We start from the raw sequence: 17,399 nt of genomic DNA on the forward strand, positions 1-17,399 counted from the left end.
ATGGCACTGCCACGCAAACTAAAGGCGATGAACCTTTTCAATGATGCAAACAGCTATCAGGGCATCGTTACCGCCGTCACGCTGCCGAAGCTGGCGCGCAAGCTCGATCCATACCGCGCGGGCGGCATGAGCGGCGCGGCGCACATCGACAACGGTCTGGAAGATGACGCGCTTGATGTTGAATGGAGCATAGGCGGGCTTGATGAACTAGTGCTCACGCAGTGGGGCGCATCCGCCGTGCCGCTGCGTTTCACCGGTTCTTATCAGCGCGACGATACCGGCGAAGAGATCGCGGTAGAGGTTGAGGTGCGCGGTAAGCACCAGAGCTTTGACTTTGGTGAAGCCAAACAGGGCGAGGATACCGAGACCAAAATCACCTCGAAGTGCACCTACTACAAACTGACGTGGAACGGCAAAGAGCTGATCGAGATCGACACCATCAACATGGTGGAGAAGGTTAACGGCGTTGATCGCCTTGAACAGCGCCGTAAAAACATCGGCCTGGTATAAACCCAATACCAGCGCCAGACCGGCGCTGGCTTTCCCTGACTACAGTGAATAGAGATCACTACTATGAACAACGAAAACACCGTGGTATTTGAAACGCCACTCAAACGCGGCGACACCGAGATTAAGCAGGTCGAGCTGATTAAACCGACTGCCGGAAGCCTGCGCGGAGTGCGCCTTTCAGACCTAGCAGGTTCGGATGTGGACTCGCTAATTATCGTGCTGCCGCGCATCACCGCACCCTCGCTGACTAAAGCGGAATGCAATAACCTTGATCCGGCTGATTTGATTGCGCTAGCGGGTAAGGTGATCGGTTTTTTATCGTCGAAGTCGGACGAATAGATTGGCCGTCCGACCTGACGGTTAATGATCTGATGGCCGATATTGCCACGATATTCCACTGGCCCCCCTCTGAAATGTATGACATGCCGCTGTCTGAATTAATGGGCTGGCGGCACAAAGCCTTTATCCGTAGCGGAGCAACACCGGATGAGCAATAACCTCAAAGTGCAGGTACTGCTGAACGCGGTAGACAAAGCCTCTCGCCCATTTAAAGCCGTTGAGAAAGCGACCAAAGGGCTTGCCTCTGAGATTCGCCGGACGCAAGCCAACATCAAGGAGCTGGATGCGCAGGCGGGTAAGATTGAAGGCTTCCGTAAAGCCAGCGCACAACTGGCCGTCACGCAACAAAGCCTGAAAAATGCCAAAGCTGAAGCGGCTGCATTGGCTGTGGCTTTCAGAAACACAGAGCGGCCAACAGCACAGCAGGCGCGTGCTCTTGAAAAGGCGCGGCAGGCTGCAGCAGAGTTACAAACCAAATCGAACTCTTTGCGCCTGTCAGTTCAACAGCAGCGTGAGGCGCTTAAGGCTGCTGGCATTTCCACACGCAACCTTAGCAGTGAGCAGCAGCGGCTGAAATCTGCCTCAGCAATGGCAACGCTCAGCCTTAGTCGTCAGAAGCAGGAATTGCAGCGGCTGAACGCACAGCAGGAGAGGCTAAACCGAACCAGCGAGCGTTATCGGCGCGGGCAGGAGTTGTCGGCAAAAGTGCGCAATACCGGAGCTGCTGGAATCGGTGCAGCAACGGTGGGTGCAATGGCAGCAAAAACGCTGCTTACGCCGGGCTTTGATTTTGCACAGAAAAACTCTGAGCTACAGGCTGTGCTCGGACTATCCAAAGATTCGGCAGAAATGAAAGCGCTGCGAGCACAGGCAAGGCAGCTCGGCGATACCACTGCGGCTTCCTCTGATGATGCGGCAGGCGCGCAGATTATCATCGCCAAAGGTGGCGGAGATGCTGCAGCAATTCAGGCAGTAACTCCGGTTACCCTCAACATGGCATTGGCAAACAAGCGCACGATGGAAGAAAACGCCGGTCTGTTAATGGGGATGAAATCAGCATTCCAGCTTTCCAATGACAAGGTTGCGCATATTGGCGATGTGCTGTCGATGACCATGAATAAAACGGCCGCTGATTTTGATGGGTTGAGTGATGCGCTCACCTATGCTGCGCCGGTTGCTAAAAATGCCGGTGTGAGTATTGAGCAGGCTGCGGCAATGGTCGGTGCGCTGCATGATGCCAAGATTACCGGCTCAATGGCGGGGACAGGAAGCCGCGCGGTATTGAGTCGCCTGCAGGCACCTACCGGACAGGCGTATAAAGCGATATCAGAGTTAGGAATTAAAACCGCCGACAAGAAAGGTAACACACGCCCAATCTTTACCATCCTGAAAGAGATGCAAGCCAGCTTTGACCGAAACAAGCTGGGAACCGGGCAGCGCGCGGAATACATGAAAACCATCTTCGGTGAGGAGGCAAGCTCCTCGGCGGCGGTTCTTATGGCTGCGGCATCTTCCGGCAAGCTTGATCAGCTGACAGTCAGCTTTAAGGCTTCAGACGGCAAAACGGCAGAGCTGGTCGAGGTAATGCAGGACAACCTCGGTGGTGATCTTAAACAGCTTCAGTCGGCCTATGAAGCAATCGGTACAGACTTATTCGACCAGCAGGATAGCGGCCTTCGTAAGCTCACACAGGGAACGGCTGATTATCTATTGAAAATTGATAACTGGATTAAAGCTAACCCTGAAGTGGCAAGTGGGTTAGGGAAAATTGCAGGTGCTGGTCTGATCATCGTCGGCGTGCTGGGAGCAATTGGTCTGGTTGCGTGGCCTGTAATAGCTGGCGTCAATCTATTGATTGCGGGAGCTGGCTTGCTGGGCACGGCATTCAGTATCGCGGGCGGCTCGATAGCTGCAGCTTTGGGCACAATCACATTACCAGTTGTCGCGGTGGCGGCGGCAATCGTGGCCGGTGCATTGCTGGTTCGAAAATATTGGGAGCCAATCAGCGCATTCATTTCTGGAATGGCTGAGGGGGTCACTGCGGCGATGGGGCCGATAGGTGATTCATTCGGTACGCTTACGCCAATTTTTGCAGCCGTGGGTGACAAAATTAAATGGCTATGGGACTGGTTTGGAAAGCTGCTGGAGCCGGTTAAGTCCACCCAATCAGAACTGGCCTCTGCCGGTGAGATGGGCAAAAAGTTCGGCAACATGCTAGCCGAGGCTTTGAAGATTCCGAGCCATGCACTCGATCAACTCCGTAACGGCATTGATTGGGTGCTGGAAAAACTCGGCATCATCGACACGAAATCCGACGGTCTCAAAGATAAGGTGCCTTCACCTGATCCGATGGCGACCGGCGGCGCTGGCGTTAATACGGGCGGGTTGCAATACAGTCTGGCAACAGGTGGCGCACCTTATCGGCCTGTCTCCGCACCTTCAGCGGCAGGCGGTTATATCGACAGCAGTCAGAACAGTTATCAGTACGATATTCACATGCATCCGGGCATGACCAAAGATGATGCGCTTGCACTTATGGCGCAGCATCAGGCGCGTGAGCAGCGTAATCAACAGGCTAAAAATCGCAGTAAAATGGGCTGGGAGGATTAAACGATGATGATGATTTACGGCATGATGCCGTTTATGCGCCAGACGTTGCCCTATGGCGAACTGCAGCAGAACATCGATTATCGCTGGCCGACTAACAGCCGCTTTGGTCAGCGCCCGGCAGCTCAATTTATCGGGCCGGGCGATGAAAAAATTACGTTGTCGGGCGAGCTTCGCCCGGAAATTACCGGCGGCGCTGTATCACTGATGACCGTCCGACTACTTGCCGATCAGGGAATGGCATGGCCTTTGATTGGTGGCAGCGGCATGATTTACGGCATGTATGTAATTGAGAGCATTTCCAATACGCACAGCGAATTTTTCCCCAACGGTGCCGCCAGTAAAATCATGTTCACCCTTAGCCTTCTGCGAGTGGATGAATCCCTCACCTCGATGTTTGGTGATCTGAAAAAGCAGGCTGACGGACTTATTAGCGGGGTGGGAAATCTGCCAGGGCAAATCACATCGGCCATCGGTAGCGTTAAGTCAGCGGCCGGCAGTCTCATTTCACAGGCGGGAGGGTTGATCGGATGACCGGTATCAGTGGCCTGCCGGTGCAGATGGGCGCGCGGTTAACACCTGATTTCATGTTGACGGTCAATTCAAAGGATGTCACAGCGAACATTCGTGATCGCCTGATATCGCTTACGCTGACCGATAACCGTGGCTTTGAAGCTGACCAGCTCGATATCGAGCTGGATGACGCTGACGGTCAACTGGCGATGCCGGTTCGAGGTGCTCTCGTGACGTTGTTTCTTGGCTGGGTAGGGCAGGCATTAATCGGCAAGGGTAATTTTACTGTTGATGAGGTGGAACATCACGGCGCGCCGGATACCATGACCATTCGTGCGCGTAGTGCAGACTTTCGCGGTTCTCTGAATTCCCGGCGTGAAGCTTCGTATCATGAAACCACATTGGGCGATATCGTTACGCAGATTGCCGGGCGGAATAACCTGAAACCCATGCTGGCAGATGGTTTCGCAGGAATCGCTGTTGCTCACATTGACCAGACGCAGGAAACCGATGCTAAGTTTCTGACACGCCTCGCCACACTTTATGGCGCGGTGGCAGCAGTCAAGGCCGGGCGGTTGTTATTCATCCGACCGGGTAACGGCGTCACTATCGGTGGTAAGCCCATTCCTCAGATGACCATCACGCGCAAAGATGGCGATCGGCATAGTTTCACTATTGCTGATCGCGGCGCTTACACCGGCGTGTCGGCGAGTTGGCTGCATACTAAAGACCCGAAACCGAAGAAAGTAAAGCTGCAGCGAAAGCCTAAAGTACAGCACCTGCGCGCGCTCCAGCATCCCGCCGCGAAAAAGATCAAGGCGAAAGCAGTCAAGACACCAGAGGCAAAGGAGGGGGATTACCTAGCCGGTAACGAAGATAATGTATTTATACTGACGACGGTCTACTCCAGCAAAGCAACAGCGATGCGCGCCGCTAAAGCTAAATGGGAAAAGCTGCAACGCGGTGTCGCTGAATTCTCGCTTACGCTGGCTATGGGGCGTGCTGATCTCTACCCAGAAACGCCAGTAAGAGTAAACGGGTTTAAATCGGTGATCGATGTACAGCCTTGGATTATCAGCAAGGTGACACATAACTTGAGCAATAGCGGATACACAACACAGCTTGAGTTCGAGGTGCTACTTTCCGATATAGAGTTCGAGGCAGAATCGGATAATGGTGATTCACAATAAGTGAATTTTGTTGCTCTTTTTGTGAATGTGGAGTATTAAACCTACGAGCCAACAGGGAGACGATACCGATGATGCATTGCCCGCTATGCCAGACCGCCGCACACGCCAAAAGCAGCAGATACATATCGAAAGAAACTAAAGAACGTTACCACCAGTGCCAAAACATCAATTGCAGCTGCTCGTTTAAAACGCATGAGACACTGGCAATGATTATCGTTAGTCCGGGGCAAGTAAATAGAGTACCTGTTTTCGCAAGTAACGGCGGACATACAAGCCAACCATCATTGCTTCACTAAATGTGAATTCAAACTAGAACCCCGTTTACACGGGGTTTTTTATTACCAACTACTTACCGTTGTAGGTATGGGTGTTGCCGAGCATCAATGCTGCAGCGGGCTTTTCCATCAAGTCCCCCATTTCTTTACAGACGTTAAGCGGATTTTCGAAAGAGAAACCAATAGTCTTAAACTTATTGGTCACGTTGATTTGCTTAATATCTTTCAGATAGCTCGAAGGCACATCCTTTGTCCAGATTGGTGTACATACCCCGCCGGAAATAATTGCGCTGTAAATCTCTGAATTGATATCTGCACTCGGTGTAACCACTGTGATTTGTTCACCGCTGACTGTGATCTCTGAAGGTTGCCAAGGTTTGAGTTTACTTTTCAGAACGGCGGCGTCTGTTTCTTTTGCCGTAACAGATGAGGCAAACAGTAAAGACGTGCTAATCAAAACGACGTTCAAGCATTTCATCTAGAGTCCCTCTAAATCAGTTGCAGCCCGGCCTCGATTGCTGGACTGAGAGTGCTAGCAGTAAATTTCCATCGCCATTTCATCGCCACTTTGAAATGAGGAAACAAAAAAGCCACCGCTAAGGGTGGCTTAAATGCATGATTTTAATCACTAAATTTGGTGGCCCCTGCTGGGTTTGAACCAGCGACCAAGCGATTATGAGTCGCCTGCTCTAACCACTGAGCTAAGGGGCCAGCGGAGCGGGGATTATAGAGTATCTTGTTAGGGTGATCCAGAGTTCGCCATTTGGATGGTGAAAATTACAGCAATAGCTGACTCATTGATCTCAAAAGAAAATTCTATCGTCCCACGCTCTACGCTTATTAAGCGCCCAACCAGCATTGGTTTTTGAGACCAGGCTCATTCGAAAGTTTGCTTATGCTACAAATAGCGTGATGCAGGCTTGTTAAGCGAGATGAACGGCAATATGGCGATGCGTGCTTCTTCATAGCTCTGCCAAAGCTGCACATCTTCAACGGATGGGATGGTCACCAACTCGCCGGCATCAAGTCCACGTAGCGCAGCCGAGACTAAATCATCCACTTCCATCAGCATCTCAGCGGGAATTTCGTTAATGGATTTTCCTGCGCGCTCGAAGATCTCGGTACGCGTTAAGCCTGGCAACACCGCCTGCATACGCACACCGCTTTCGGCTAATTCACGATGCAAATTACGGGTCAGGGAAAGCACATACGCTTTGCTGGCGTTGTACGCGCCATTCGCCGATTCGCCGATTCGCTCACTAGCGCTAGCACTGAAGCAATATTCACTATCGTACCATTGCGACGTGCACGAAACGCCTGCGCAGCAGTGTGGGCCAGCTGTGTCAGCGCCACGATATTTAACGTCAGCATTGTTTGAATTTTCGCGATGTCACCGTCGATGAATTCACCTTCAACCGTCATGCCCGCATTGTTTACCAGCAGAGTAATCGCTTTATTTTGCTGGATTTCGTGATCGACTCTTTGCAAATCATCATGGTTGGTGAGATCGGCCGCTAACACGCTGACTTCAACGCCATGTGATTCACACAAAGATTGCGCCAACAGATTGAGCCTGGCTGCATCGCGCGCCACCAGAATCAAGTTTGTGCCGCGTGCTGCCAGCTGTTTTGCATAGGTCGCGCCAATTCCGCTTGATGCGCCGGTGATTAAAGCCAGGTGTTGTGACATGGTGTATTCCTTTAAATGATGGTTATCATATTTACGAGGTTTAATATGACGACCATAATATTTGTCGTCAAGCTAGAATATGATGGTTGTAATAATTACACTGATTGCTATCAACGATATCGGAGTCAATGAAGATGGAAAAGCTGAGCCATAAAGCGCGTACGCGACAGCGCATTCTGGATGAAGCCTCTGTGGTAATGCGCGAGAACGGCACTGAAAGCATCGGTGTCGCGGCGCTGATGAAGCGCGTGGGCTTAACGCACGGCGGCTTTTATGCCCACTTCGCCTCGCGCGAAGATTTAGTGCAAGCGGTGATCGCTGAGATGTTTGCCGATTCGGCGCGCCGCTTTGCGGATATCACCTCAATTAACGATCCCGCTGAACGACTGAGTCAGTTAATCGATAGCTATTTATCCGAGCATCATTGCAACACGCCGGGTGAAGGCTGTCCGCTGCCTGCGCTGGTGAGTGAAATGGCACATTTATCGGTTGAGGCGCGCACACTATTTTCCCAGCGCCGAGAAGCGATGCGGCAGCGCCTGGCGTTGACGCTACATGAACTTAACCATCCGCATGCGGATGACGCCGCGACCACCATGTTGGCTGAGATGGTTGGCGCGGTGGCAATGGCACGCGCTTGTCCGGACGACGAGGAAGCACGTACGATGCTGGCGAGCAGTCGTCGGTCGGTAAAACAACGCGCCGGACTGGAGATGGCATGAGCGAGCACGATATCCGCGACATTATTGCGCCTGATTTACAGGTGCTGTTTTGTGGCATCAATCCGGGCAAATCGTCGGCGCACACCGGATTTCACTTTGCGCATCCCGGTAATCGCTTTTGGAAGGTGATTTATCAGGCCGGCTTTACGCGCGAGTTACTTAAGCCCGAGCAGGAGCAGCGGCTGCTGGAAACTGGCTGTGGCATCACCATGCTGGTGGAGCGTCCAACGGTGCAGGCTAACGAGTTGGACGGCGATGAATTACGCGACGGTGGTTCACGCCTGCAACAAAAGATTCTGCACTATCAGCCGCGTGCGTTGGCGGTGTTGGGCAAGGATGCTTTTCAGAAAGCGTTTCGTCAGCGCAAAGTTGAGTGGGGCGAGCAGCCGCAAACGCTGGGTGAAACGCGTTTGTGGGTGCTGCCTAATCCGAGCGGGTTAAATCGTGCGACGCTGGAAGAGATGGCCGCATCCTATCGCCAACTGCATGATTGGCTGCAGAACAACGCGTGAAAGAGCTATTCTTCAGGCAATAAAAAACCCCGGCAAGCCAGGGATTTTTCGTCTAGACAACGATTAATCGTCGAGGAAGCTACGCAGTACTTCTGAGCGGCTTGGGTGACGCAGTTTACGCAGCGCCTTGGCTTCGATCTGACGAATACGCTCACGCGTTACATCAAACTGTTTTCCAACCTCTTCCAGCGTGTGGTCGGTGTTCATATCGATACCGAAACGCATACGCAGCACTTTCGCTTCGCGCGCGGTCAGGCCAGCCAACACGTCGTGGGTCGCTGAGCGCAGGCTTTCCGAGGTTGCGGAATCCAGCGGCAGCTCCAGCGTAGTGTCTTCGATAAAATCGCCCAGATGCGAATCTTCATCATCACCAATCGGCGTCTCCATAGAGATCGGCTCTTTAGCGATTTTCAGCACTTTGCGGATCTTATCTTCAGGCATCAGCATACGTTCAGCCAGCTCTTCCGGCGTCGGTTCGCGACCCATCTCCTGCAGCATCTGACGCGAAATACGGTTGAGTTTGTTGATGGTCTCAATCATATGCACCGGAATACGGATGGTGCGCGCCTGGTCAGCGATAGAGCGGGTGATAGCCTGACGGATCCACCATGTGGCGTAAGTTGAGAACTTATAACCACGACGATATTCAAACTTATCAACGGCTTTCATCAGACCGATGTTGCCTTCCTGAATCAGATCGAGGAACTGCAGACCACGGTTGGTGTATTTCTTGGCGATAGAGATAACCAGACGTAAGTTTGCTTCAACCATCTCTTTCTTCGCACGGCGCGCTTTCGCTTCGCCGATAGACATGCGACGGTTAATGTCCTTCACCTGCTCGATGGTCAAGCCGGTTTCTTCTTCGATCTGCTGCAGTTTGTACAGCGAACGATTCACATCATCTTCAACTTCCAGCAGCTTCTCAGACCAAGGCTTGTTCATCGCCAGCGCGGCTTTGAACCAGCTTGGGTTGGTTTCGTTGCCGGTGAACAGCGTGATGAAGTTTTTCTTCGGCATCTTGCACAGTTCAATACACAGCTTCATGATCAGGCGCTCTTGCGTACGCACGCGCTCCATCATTTCACGCATATTGTTTACCAGGTAGTCGAACTGCTTCGGTACCAGGCGGAACTGCTTGAACACTTCAGAGAGATTCTGGATTTCGGCTACGGCGTCAGCATGGCTGCGACCTTTCGCTTTGATGACGGTACGCGTGGTTTCATACTGCGTACGCAGGTCGCCAAACTTCTCGCGAGCCAGTTCTGGATCGATAGAATTATCGTCGTCAGAGCTGTCGTCATCCTCTTCATCTTCTTCTTCATCGTCGTTACGATCTTCCTGAGATAACTCAGAACCCACGTGCGTGGCGGTCGGCGCGATATCTTCTTCCGCATTAGGATCGATGAAGCCGATGATCAAGTCAGACAGGCGATAGTCGCCCGCTTCAACGCGATCATACTGATCGAGTAGATAGGTGATCGCTTCCGGATATTCGGCTACAGAGCATTGGACCTGGTTGATACCGTCTTCGATGCGCTTAGCGATGTCAATTTCGCCTTCGCGCGTCAGCAGTTCAACGGTACCCATTTCGCGCATGTACATGCGCACCGGGTCGGTGGTACGGCCAATTTCAGATTCAACACTGGATAAAACCTGAGCGGCGGCTTCTGCGGCATCTTCGTCAGTATCGGAGCTGTTTTCATTCAGTATCAGATCATCAGCATCAGGCGCTTCTTCAACAACCTGAATACCCATGTCATTAATCATCTGGATGATGTCTTCGATCTGATCGGAGTCGACGATATCTTCCGGCAGATGGTCATTGACCTCAGCATAGGTCAAATAGCCTTGCTCCTTACCACGGGTGACAAGTAGCTTAAGCTGTGACTGCGGGTTTTGCTCCATAAGACGGTATCCACACTTCTGTTAATTAGATTGGTGTCGGTCGGCGCGAGCCAACTATAACAGTGAAGGCGTTGTGTTTTTGCCGCTGCCTACATCGCGGCCAGGGCTGAAGCCCATCTATAATCGGCACTTAAGCCGCTTGTGTTCTTTCCGAGGCTAACTTACTTGCCATTTTCAGTGCAGGCAGTGCTCGCAATCCTCACGTACTTCAGTACGCTCCGGTTGCTGTGCGCTGGCAGCACTGAAACTGGCTGCGACGTTGACGCCTCTAAATTTGTGCTGTGTGTTTCCGGCTTCGCTTATCGCGTCTATCATTCCGGAAATCACTGAACCAGAATGCTGTTTTTAACGTACTTGCAGTTCTGATCCCGTTAAAATCTTATTTTTTCGCTAATGCCTGGCTTAAAGCCCAGAATTCACGGCGTTCGACGGCGCTTAGGCCTTCCGTTCGCTCGCGTGCGATCAGCGCTTCAAGGCGCTGTTCGAGTGCGGAATCGTAAATGCTCGCCAGTGAATCCTGGAACACTTCTTCCGCCTCTTCATCCACTATCATGTGGTTCCAGGTGGCCAGTGTTTCAAGGGGCTGGCTAAAATTTGTTCCGCGATATAACTCTAGTAGCTGTCCGGTGGTCAGGCCAGGATTCTCTGTACAACGGCTGACTAACTCCACAAATAGCGGTAAACCCGCCATTTTTGACTGCTCCAGTCCATCCAGTGTAGGCACGATGGAGGCAAATTGCGGATTCTGCACTAATAACGCGATCAATACGCGCATGGTGGTGCGCTTCAACGGTGGGGCAGTTGGCAGCACTCCGCTTTCTGCCAGCTTCGGCATCAGCTTGTCTAACTGGTTATCGTCAAGAATCCCGAGTTTATTACCCAAGGTTTGACGCATATAAATGCGCAGCGTTTCACCGGGAATTTGACTAATCAGCGGTAACGCCAAGGTCGCCAGCTTGGTCTTGCCATCGCGTGTACTCAAATCCACTTGCGGCATCAGGCTGTCGAACAAAAATGTGGAGAGCGGTGTAGCCTGCTCCATCCGCGCTTCAAAGGCTGCTTTGCCCTCTTTGCGTACCAGCGTGTCCGGATCCTCGCCATCGGGCAAAAACATAAAGCGTAGCTGACGACCATCATTCATGTAAGGCAATGCGGTTTCGAGCGTACGCCATGCCGCTTCACGTCCGGCGCGGTCACCGTCGTAACAGCAAATCACGGTATCCGTTGAGCGATAAAGCAGCTGAACGTGTTCAGCGGTGGTCGAAGTGCCCAACGAAGCTACGGCATAATCGATGCCAAACTGCGCCAGCGCCACCACGTCCATATAACCTTCGACAACCAGCAAACGCGCGGGTTGCGGATGATTTTTCTGCGCTTCATAAAGTCCGTATAGCTGGCGGCCTTTATGGAAAATCGGTGTTTCCGGTGAGTTCAGATACTTCGGCGTATCGTTGCCCAGCACGCGGCCACCAAAACCAATCACGCGGCCACGCTTATCACGAATAGGGAACATCACACGATCGCGGAAGCGATCGTAGGTGCGGCCAGAGTCATTGCTGACCAACATGCCCGCTTCCATCAGCGATTCGCGATCGTCTTTCTGCTGTCCAAAGCGCTTCAGAGCATTATCCCAACCCGCAGGCGCATAGCCGATAGCGAAGTGATCGATCACTTCCTGACTAAGACCGCGCGTGGCGAGATAGTTCTGTGCAGATTGCGCTTGTGGATTACGCAGGCTCTGTTGATAGAAGCCGTTCAGGCCATCCAGCAACTGATAAAGACTTTGACGTTGATGGCGCTCCATCTGGCTAGGACCGTTGCCCGCTTCATACGGCACTTCTAAGCCATGAAGCGTGGCGAGCTCCTCAACGCTCTCAACAAACTCCAGACGATCGTGATTCATCAGGAAGTCGATGGCGTTGCCTTTGGCGCCACAGCCGAAGCAGTAATAGAACTGCTTCTCACCGCTTACGGTGAAAGAGGGGGTTTTCTCGTTATGAAAAGGACAGCACGCGTGATAGTTCTTACCCTGCTTTTTCAGCTTAACGCGGGCATCGATAATATCCACGATGTCCGTGCGGGCAAGTAAGTCGTTGATAAATATGCGTGGAATTCGTCCAGCCATAAGCCCCGATTTTTCAGCTCATAAACGACAACAAGCCGCGCTTCCTTTCGGAAAGCACGGCCTTTTACTTGACTCTGTCTGCGTTTATCACGCGGCGGAAGCAAGCTTCCGCAAGAAATTAGTACAGACGAGTGCGGCGTGCGTTTTCGCGAGCCAGTTTCTTGGCATGACGCTTAACTGCAGATGCTTTAGCGCGCTTACGCTCAGTGGTAGGCTTCTCGTAGAACTCACGGCTACGAACTTCTGCCAAAACACCTGCTTTCTCGCATGAACGCTTAAAGCGACGCAGTGCTACGTCGAACGGCTCGTTTTCACGTACTTTAATTACCGGCATGTAACTCTTACCTCGATAAAATTCGGTTTTTGCTGCTGACTGCGGCGCCAGCACATTTCAAAATGGTGCAGCATTTTACTCCAGCCGCGGCCGACTTGTAAAGCACCATGTATAATTTAGAACCAACAGGGGCATATGCCATCGCGGCTGCCGGTTTTTTCAGGCCGTGGAGTATAGCGCACTCTTTGTGCGACAGAAAAACACTTTTTCAGGGGCAAAGTCTCTGGCGTGAGAATTGCCTGTGTTACACTGCGCGCCGCACGAAGAGGGTGATAAAAGCTATGCGAGTTCTGGGTATTGAAACGTCCTGCGATGAAACCGGCATCGCGATTTACGACGATGCGTCCGGTCTGCTGGCAAATCAACTATATAGCCAGGTGAAACTGCATGCCGATTACGGCGGCGTGGTGCCGGAACTGGCATCGCGTGACCACGTCCGTAAAACCGTGCCGCTGATTCAGGCGGCACTGAAAGAAGCGGGCCTTGAGCCACAACAGATTGACGGCGTCGCCTACACCGCCGGGCCCGGATTGGTGGGCGCGCTGCTGGTTGGCGCCACCATTGGCCGAGCGTTGGCGTTCGCCTGGAATGTGCCGGCGGTGCCGGTGCATCATATGGAAGGGCATCTTCTGGCGCCGATGCTGGAAGAGAATCCGCCGGAATTCCCGTTTGTCGCGCTGCTGGTTTCCGGCGGGCATACGCAATTGATCAGCGTGACCGGCATTGGTGAATACACCTTATTGGGCGAATCGATTGACGATGCGGCTGGCGAAGCGTTCGATAAAACCGCCAAGCTGCTGGGGCTGGATTATCCCGGCGGACCGATGCTGTCGCGTATGGCGCAGCAAGGCACGCCAAACCGTTTCCGCTTCCCGCGGCCAATGACCGATCGTCCGGGGCTGGATTTCAGCTTCTCCGGCCTGAAAACCTTTGCGGCGAATACCATTCGCGAGAATCAGGGCGACGAGCAAGCTCGCGCGGATATCGCCCGCGCATTTGAAGATGCGGTGGTTGATACCTTAATGATTAAGTGCAAACGCGCGCTTGAGCAAACTGGCTTTAAACGTTTGGTGATTGCGGGTGGCGTCAGCGCGAACCGCACGTTGCGTGAGCGCATGGCCGAGATGATGCAAAAGCGTGGCGGCGAAGTGTTTTACGCGCGCCCTGAGTTTTGCACCGATAACGGCGCGATGATTGCTTACGCGGGCATGGTGCGCCTCAAAGGCGGCACCAGCGGTGGGCTCGGCGTCAGCGTGCGGCCGCGCTGGCCGCTGGCAGAATTGCCCGCCATCTAAAATAAAAAACCGGCCTTGCGCCGGTTTTTTTATTTCTTCTTTTTCCGCTTCCAGATCTTATTTTCCTGGCCGCGCCACAGGCGCTGGATGTTGTCGTGGTGCCGCAACAGAATCAGACACGAGAGCATCGAAACGGGGAAAGTGAATTGCGGTTTGAACCACCACACGTAAAACGGTGCGATCAGCGCGCTGACAATCGCGCCAAGTGATGAATAGCCGCTTAGCAGCACCGTCAGCAGCCAGGTTCCGGTCATCAATCCCGTCAAATCCCAGCCAATCGGCGCAATCGCACCAAAGGCCGTCGCCACGCCTTTACCGCCGCGAAAACGAAAGAACACCGGATAGATGTGGCCCAGACAGGCGGCAATCGCCGTGAGGCCAAGATAGAGCGGGGCAACGTGCAGCAGATAAGCGATCCACACCGGCAGCATGCCTTTTGCCACGTCAAAAATCAGCACCGCCGCAGCGGCGGCTTTGCCACCAATGCGCAAAACGTTGGTCGCGCCAGGATTGCCTGAGCCTTGCGAGCGCGGATCGGGTAAACCAGCCAGTTTACAGACCAATATCGCACTGGAAATCGAGCCGCAAAGATACGCGAAAATAATCATACCAAGCGCGATAGCACTCATAGCGTCGTACCGTTCCTTTTGGGTCGTTTTGTTCTCGATAAGCGTGGATAATACGCATAATCCGCCGGAAGTGGTATCCGGCTTAGCCAAAAACAGAGACTGACATCATGGATATCGTATTTATCGAGCAGCTTACCGTGTTCACAACTATTGGCGTTTACGACTGGGAACAAGGCATGCAGCAGAAGCTGGTGCTCGATGTCGAAATGGCGTGGGACAACCGTCACGCCGCCGCCAGCGACGATGTGAATGATTGTCTGAGCTACGCCGATGTCACGGAAATGATCCTCAATCATCTGCAAGGCCAGCGTTTCGCCCTGGTCGAAAGGGTAGCAGAAGAAATCGCCGATCTGTTGATGAATCGTTTCAAAACCCCCGGCGTGCGCATAAAGGTAGGCAAACCGGGCGCTGTAGCGCAGGCGGCCAGCGTTGGCGTACGTATTGAGCGCGGGACTATTCCGAAATAAATCTTCCGTGATTGCCATCACAATGAAACCAAACCAAATTATGGTGTGTCTCACTTGAGGCCGTTGCGCTAACCAGCAGGAAGTGACCGAATTTCTTAAGGTTTCCTTCAGCGTGACGCAGGCATAATTTCAGGCGGTAGCCCTTTGCGACCGCCTTTTTACTGTTTAAAACGGATAGAGGAAATATTTTGATGGCAGACATTCACCAGCTTTGGGTAGCTGCAATCCTGGGGGTTGTAGAAGGCCTCACGGAATTCCTGCCGGTCTCTTCCACGGGCCACATGATTATTGTTGGCCATCTGTTGGGTTTTGAAGGCCAGACCGCTGAAACCTTCGAAGTGGTGATTCAGCTCGGTTCGATTCTGGCTGTGGTCGTGATGTTCTGGCGCCGCCTGTTTGGTTTGATCGGCATTCACTTCGGTGAGGTCAAACATGAAGGCGTGGGTACGGGCAAATTAACCCTGATTCATATTCTGTTGGGTATGGTGCCAGCGGTGGTGATTGGTTTGCTGCTGCACGACCAAATCAAAACGCTGTTTAACCCGATCAACGTGATGTATGCGCTGGTGGTCGGCGGTGTGCTGCTGCTGGTGGCGGAATACTTCAAGCCGAAGCAGCCGAAAGCGGTTGGCGTTGACGATATCACCTACCGTCAGGCATTTATGATTGGCTGCTTCCAGTGTCTGGCGCTGTGGCCGGGCTTCTCGCGCTCAGGTGCGACGATTTCTGGCGGTATGCTGATGGGCGTGAGCCGTTATGCGGCGTCAGAGTTCTCGTTCATTCTGGCGGTGCCGATGATGATTGGCGCCACCGGACTGGATCTCTACAAGAGCCTCGGCTTCCTGACGATGCAGGATTTCCCAATGTTTGCCGTCGGTTTTGTAACGGCTTTCGTCGTGGCGCTGCTGGCGATCAAGGTGTTCCTTGAGCTGATCAAGCGTATCTCGTTCGTCTCTTTCGCTATCTACCGCTTCATTGTTGCGGCCGTGGTTTACGCCATCTTTATGTAAGTTACCCCGCGCGGCTGGTTACACTGGCCGCGCGTTAATCAATTGCGCCTGCAGCACCGCCACACGCCGACGCGTCAACTCTTCCCGCACTTCCGCCCCTTTAAAACCTGCTGCCACCACGTCTTTGGTTGGCACCGCTTGCGCCAGCGCAAACGCCTGACGCAAATAGTCGCCTTGCGGATAAGTCATGCTTTCCAGACCCGCACGCCCGCGCGCATCCGCTTCGCTGGTCAGCGCCATCTTCTCCACGCGATCGGGCTTGCGCCAGGCATCAATTCGATCAAAAAGCGCGATTAACGCGTCAGCTGGCTGGCGCTCAATGGTGTGCACCACGTCATGAAATTCGGTCACCACTAACGCCAAATCACGCACCTGATTCGGCACGCGCAGGCGCTGGCACAGCGCTTCAACAATCGGCACGCCCGCGAGGCCATGACCATGATGGCTCGGCCATTTTTCTGCTGGCGTCAGCGCCTTACCGACATCGTGGAACAGCGTAGCGAAACGCACATCAAGCTGATCCGAGAGCGCAGCGGACATCGCCAGCGTCATCAGCGCATGGATGCCGGTATCAATCTCGGGATGCCATTTGATCGGGGCCGGAATGCCATAAAGATTATCGATTTCCGGGAACAGCACCTGCAGCGCGCCGCAATCACGTAATACCTGGAAATAGACCTGTGGATTGCGCGTCAGCAACGCTTTTTCCGTCTCTTTCCACACTCGTTCTGCGGTGAGATGCGCCAGTTCGCCGCTGACCGCCATTTCGCGCATCAGCGCCTGGGTTTCATCAGCAATCCGGAAATTCAGATGGGCAAAGCGGGCGGCGAAACGCGCCACGCGCAGTACACGCAGCGGATCTTCGTTAAAGGCGGCGGAAACATGGCGCAGCTGGCGTTTCGCCAGGTCGCGCTGACCGCCATACGGATCAATCAGCTCACCGCTGTCGCTTTGGGCGATGGCATTGATGGTGAGATCGCGGCGCTGCAAATCTTGCTCGAGCGTGACATCCGGCGCGAACTGCGTCACAAAGCCGGTGTAACCGTTGCCGCTTTTGCGTTCCGTACGCGCCAGCGCATACTCTTCACGGCTTCGCGGATGCAAAAAAACCGGAAAATCCCGGCCAACCTGCTGATAACCTTCCGCCAGCATCGCATCTGGCGTCGCGCCTACAACAACCCAATCTCTATCTTTTACCGGCAAACGCAGTAAGGCATCGCGCACTGCGCCACCGACCAGAAACGTCTTCACTCAACCACTCCAGAGGCAGATCAAAA

Annotated in this window: 18 protein-coding genes, 1 tRNA gene and 1 pseudogene; 12 read left to right on the plus strand and 8 right to left on the minus strand. The window is 53.3% G+C overall.

From position 1 onward, the window contains the following. The 7 genes from ACVLVH_RS17165 to ACVLVH_RS17195 all read left to right on the plus strand — a co-directional run bounded on the left by ACVLVH_RS17165 (window position 1) and on the right by ACVLVH_RS17195 (window position 5,455). Window positions 1-510, plus strand: a complete 510-nt coding sequence (locus ACVLVH_RS17165; RefSeq protein WP_222210631.1) for a phage major tail tube protein — start codon at window positions 1-3, stop codon at window positions 508-510. 63 nt (window positions 511-573) lie between these two features. Further along, complete coding sequence (locus ACVLVH_RS17170) at window positions 574-849, plus strand: phage tail assembly protein (protein ID WP_091003471.1); 276 nt, start codon at window positions 574-576, stop codon at window positions 847-849. A 32-nt stretch (window positions 850-881) separates the two neighbouring features. After that, window positions 882-1,007 carry a GpE family phage tail protein gene (locus ACVLVH_RS17175; RefSeq protein WP_498949878.1) on the plus strand — a complete coding sequence of 42 codons (126 nt, stop codon included), beginning with the start codon at window positions 882-884 and terminating at the stop codon, window positions 1,005-1,007. Continuing rightward, on the plus strand, window positions 997-3,459 hold the full coding sequence (locus ACVLVH_RS17180) for a phage tail tape measure protein (RefSeq protein ID WP_498949880.1): 2,463 nt from the start codon (window positions 997-999) through the stop codon (window positions 3,457-3,459). The genes ACVLVH_RS17175 and ACVLVH_RS17180 overlap by 11 nt, the downstream gene beginning before the upstream one ends. Before the next feature lie 3 nt (window positions 3,460-3,462). Next, a complete protein-coding gene (locus tag ACVLVH_RS17185; protein WP_498949882.1) occupies window positions 3,463-3,990 on the plus strand; it encodes a phage tail protein in 528 nt (175 codons plus the stop codon). Further along, window positions 3,987-5,159 carry a phage late control D family protein gene (locus ACVLVH_RS17190; RefSeq protein ID WP_498949883.1) on the plus strand — a complete coding sequence of 391 codons (1,173 nt, stop codon included), beginning with the start codon at window positions 3,987-3,989 and terminating at the stop codon, window positions 5,157-5,159. Before ACVLVH_RS17185 ends, ACVLVH_RS17190 begins: the two co-directional genes overlap by 4 nt. Before the next feature lie 68 nt (window positions 5,160-5,227). Further along, the gene (locus ACVLVH_RS17195; RefSeq protein WP_091003483.1) at window positions 5,228-5,455 is read left to right on the plus strand and encodes an ogr/Delta-like zinc finger family protein; all 228 of its coding nucleotides are present in this window, start codon (window positions 5,228-5,230) and stop codon (window positions 5,453-5,455) included. 49 nt (window positions 5,456-5,504) lie between these two features. Here the strand turns inward: ACVLVH_RS17195 and ACVLVH_RS17200 are convergent, their stop codons facing one another. The 3 genes and pseudogenes from ACVLVH_RS17200 to ACVLVH_RS17210 all read right to left on the minus strand — a co-directional run bounded on the left by ACVLVH_RS17200 (window position 5,505) and on the right by ACVLVH_RS17210 (window position 7,123). Continuing rightward, the gene (locus ACVLVH_RS17200; RefSeq protein WP_498949885.1) at window positions 5,505-5,912 is read right to left on the minus strand and encodes a hypothetical protein; all 408 of its coding nucleotides are present in this window, start codon (window positions 5,910-5,912) and stop codon (window positions 5,505-5,507) included. Between the two features lie 157 nt (window positions 5,913-6,069). Next, window positions 6,070-6,145: transfer RNA gene (locus ACVLVH_RS17205), tRNA-Ile, on the minus strand. A 187-nt stretch (window positions 6,146-6,332) separates the two neighbouring features. Next, a pseudogene (locus tag ACVLVH_RS17210) lies at window positions 6,333-7,123 on the minus strand (SDR family NAD(P)-dependent oxidoreductase). Between the two features lie 134 nt (window positions 7,124-7,257). On the opposite strand from ACVLVH_RS17210, the gene ACVLVH_RS17215 reads away from it, so the two are divergent. Both ACVLVH_RS17215 and mug read left to right on the plus strand, forming a co-directional pair. Next, window positions 7,258-7,845, plus strand: a complete 588-nt coding sequence (locus ACVLVH_RS17215) for a TetR/AcrR family transcriptional regulator (RefSeq protein ID WP_192412310.1) — start codon at window positions 7,258-7,260, stop codon at window positions 7,843-7,845. Next, complete coding sequence (gene mug, locus ACVLVH_RS17220) at window positions 7,842-8,357, plus strand: G/U mismatch-specific DNA glycosylase (RefSeq protein WP_101762980.1); 516 nt, start codon at window positions 7,842-7,844, stop codon at window positions 8,355-8,357. The genes ACVLVH_RS17215 and mug overlap by 4 nt, the downstream gene beginning before the upstream one ends. Before the next feature lie 63 nt (window positions 8,358-8,420). Here mug and rpoD read toward each other — a convergent pair whose 3' ends face one another. The 3 genes from rpoD to rpsU all read right to left on the minus strand — a co-directional run bounded on the left by rpoD (window position 8,421) and on the right by rpsU (window position 12,721). Then, entirely contained in the window at window positions 8,421-10,262 is a 1,842-nt protein-coding gene (rpoD, locus tag ACVLVH_RS17225) for an RNA polymerase sigma factor RpoD (RefSeq protein WP_064738465.1), read from the minus strand. A 379-nt stretch (window positions 10,263-10,641) separates the two neighbouring features. Further along, window positions 10,642-12,387, minus strand: coding sequence for a DNA primase (dnaG, locus tag ACVLVH_RS17230; protein WP_192412135.1), 1,746 nt, complete (start codon window positions 12,385-12,387; stop codon window positions 10,642-10,644). A 118-nt stretch (window positions 12,388-12,505) separates the two neighbouring features. Then, complete coding sequence (gene rpsU, locus ACVLVH_RS17235; protein WP_008103436.1) at window positions 12,506-12,721, minus strand: 30S ribosomal protein S21; 216 nt, start codon at window positions 12,719-12,721, stop codon at window positions 12,506-12,508. Between the two features lie 281 nt (window positions 12,722-13,002). On the opposite strand from rpsU, the gene tsaD reads away from it, so the two are divergent. Further along, entirely contained in the window at window positions 13,003-14,016 is a 1,014-nt protein-coding gene (gene tsaD / locus ACVLVH_RS17240) for a tRNA (adenosine(37)-N6)-threonylcarbamoyltransferase complex transferase subunit TsaD (RefSeq protein WP_192412134.1), read from the plus strand. Between the two features lie 29 nt (window positions 14,017-14,045). On the opposite strand, the gene plsY is transcribed toward tsaD, so the two are convergent. Next, window positions 14,046-14,645, minus strand: a complete 600-nt coding sequence (gene plsY / locus ACVLVH_RS17245) for a glycerol-3-phosphate 1-O-acyltransferase PlsY (protein WP_061720459.1) — start codon at window positions 14,643-14,645, stop codon at window positions 14,046-14,048. Between the two features lie 107 nt (window positions 14,646-14,752). On the opposite strand from plsY, the gene folB reads away from it, so the two are divergent. Both folB and bacA read left to right on the plus strand, forming a co-directional pair. Continuing rightward, entirely contained in the window at window positions 14,753-15,112 is a 360-nt protein-coding gene (gene folB / locus ACVLVH_RS17250; protein ID WP_192412133.1) for a bifunctional dihydroneopterin aldolase/7,8-dihydroneopterin epimerase, read from the plus strand. A gap of 191 nt (window positions 15,113-15,303) precedes the next feature. Continuing rightward, window positions 15,304-16,122, plus strand: coding sequence for an undecaprenyl-diphosphate phosphatase (gene bacA / locus ACVLVH_RS17255; protein ID WP_101762986.1), 819 nt, complete (start codon window positions 15,304-15,306; stop codon window positions 16,120-16,122). 18 nt (window positions 16,123-16,140) lie between these two features. Here the strand turns inward: bacA and ACVLVH_RS17260 are convergent, their stop codons facing one another. Then, the gene (locus ACVLVH_RS17260) at window positions 16,141-17,373 is read right to left on the minus strand and encodes a multifunctional CCA addition/repair protein (protein ID WP_192412132.1); all 1,233 of its coding nucleotides are present in this window, start codon (window positions 17,371-17,373) and stop codon (window positions 16,141-16,143) included. Between the last annotated feature and the right edge of the window lie 26 nt (window positions 17,374-17,399).

This window comes from Kluyvera sp. 1366 (genome assembly GCF_054823405.1).

Coding starts and splice junctions, on each gene's coding strand:
- mug (WP_101762980.1), top strand. CDS start 7,842: ATGAGCGAGCACGATATCCGCGACATTATTGCGCCTGATTTACAGGTG.
- dnaG (WP_192412135.1), bottom strand. CDS start 12,387: ATGGCTGGACGAATTCCACGCATATTTATCAACGACTTACTTGCCCGC.
- ACVLVH_RS17215 (WP_192412310.1), top strand. CDS start 7,258: ATGGAAAAGCTGAGCCATAAAGCGCGTACGCGACAGCGCATTCTGGAT.
- ACVLVH_RS17165 (WP_222210631.1), top strand. CDS start 1: ATGGCACTGCCACGCAAACTAAAGGCGATGAACCTTTTCAATGATGCA.
- plsY (WP_061720459.1), bottom strand. CDS start 14,645: ATGAGTGCTATCGCGCTTGGTATGATTATTTTCGCGTATCTTTGCGGC.
- rpsU (WP_008103436.1), bottom strand. CDS start 12,721: ATGCCGGTAATTAAAGTACGTGAAAACGAGCCGTTCGACGTAGCACTG.
- ACVLVH_RS17180 (WP_498949880.1), top strand. CDS start 997: ATGAGCAATAACCTCAAAGTGCAGGTACTGCTGAACGCGGTAGACAAA.
- ACVLVH_RS17175 (WP_498949878.1), top strand. CDS start 882: ATGGCCGATATTGCCACGATATTCCACTGGCCCCCCTCTGAAATGTAT.
- ACVLVH_RS17190 (WP_498949883.1), top strand. CDS start 3,987: ATGACCGGTATCAGTGGCCTGCCGGTGCAGATGGGCGCGCGGTTAACA.
- ACVLVH_RS17185 (WP_498949882.1), top strand. CDS start 3,463: ATGATGATGATTTACGGCATGATGCCGTTTATGCGCCAGACGTTGCCC.
- ACVLVH_RS17200 (WP_498949885.1), bottom strand. CDS start 5,912: ATGAAATGCTTGAACGTCGTTTTGATTAGCACGTCTTTACTGTTTGCC.
- tsaD (WP_192412134.1), top strand. CDS start 13,003: ATGCGAGTTCTGGGTATTGAAACGTCCTGCGATGAAACCGGCATCGCG.
- ACVLVH_RS17170 (WP_091003471.1), top strand. CDS start 574: ATGAACAACGAAAACACCGTGGTATTTGAAACGCCACTCAAACGCGGC.
- rpoD (WP_064738465.1), bottom strand. CDS start 10,262: ATGGAGCAAAACCCGCAGTCACAGCTTAAGCTACTTGTCACCCGTGGT.
- bacA (WP_101762986.1), top strand. CDS start 15,304: ATGGCAGACATTCACCAGCTTTGGGTAGCTGCAATCCTGGGGGTTGTA.
- ACVLVH_RS17195 (WP_091003483.1), top strand. CDS start 5,228: ATGATGCATTGCCCGCTATGCCAGACCGCCGCACACGCCAAAAGCAGC.
- folB (WP_192412133.1), top strand. CDS start 14,753: ATGGATATCGTATTTATCGAGCAGCTTACCGTGTTCACAACTATTGGC.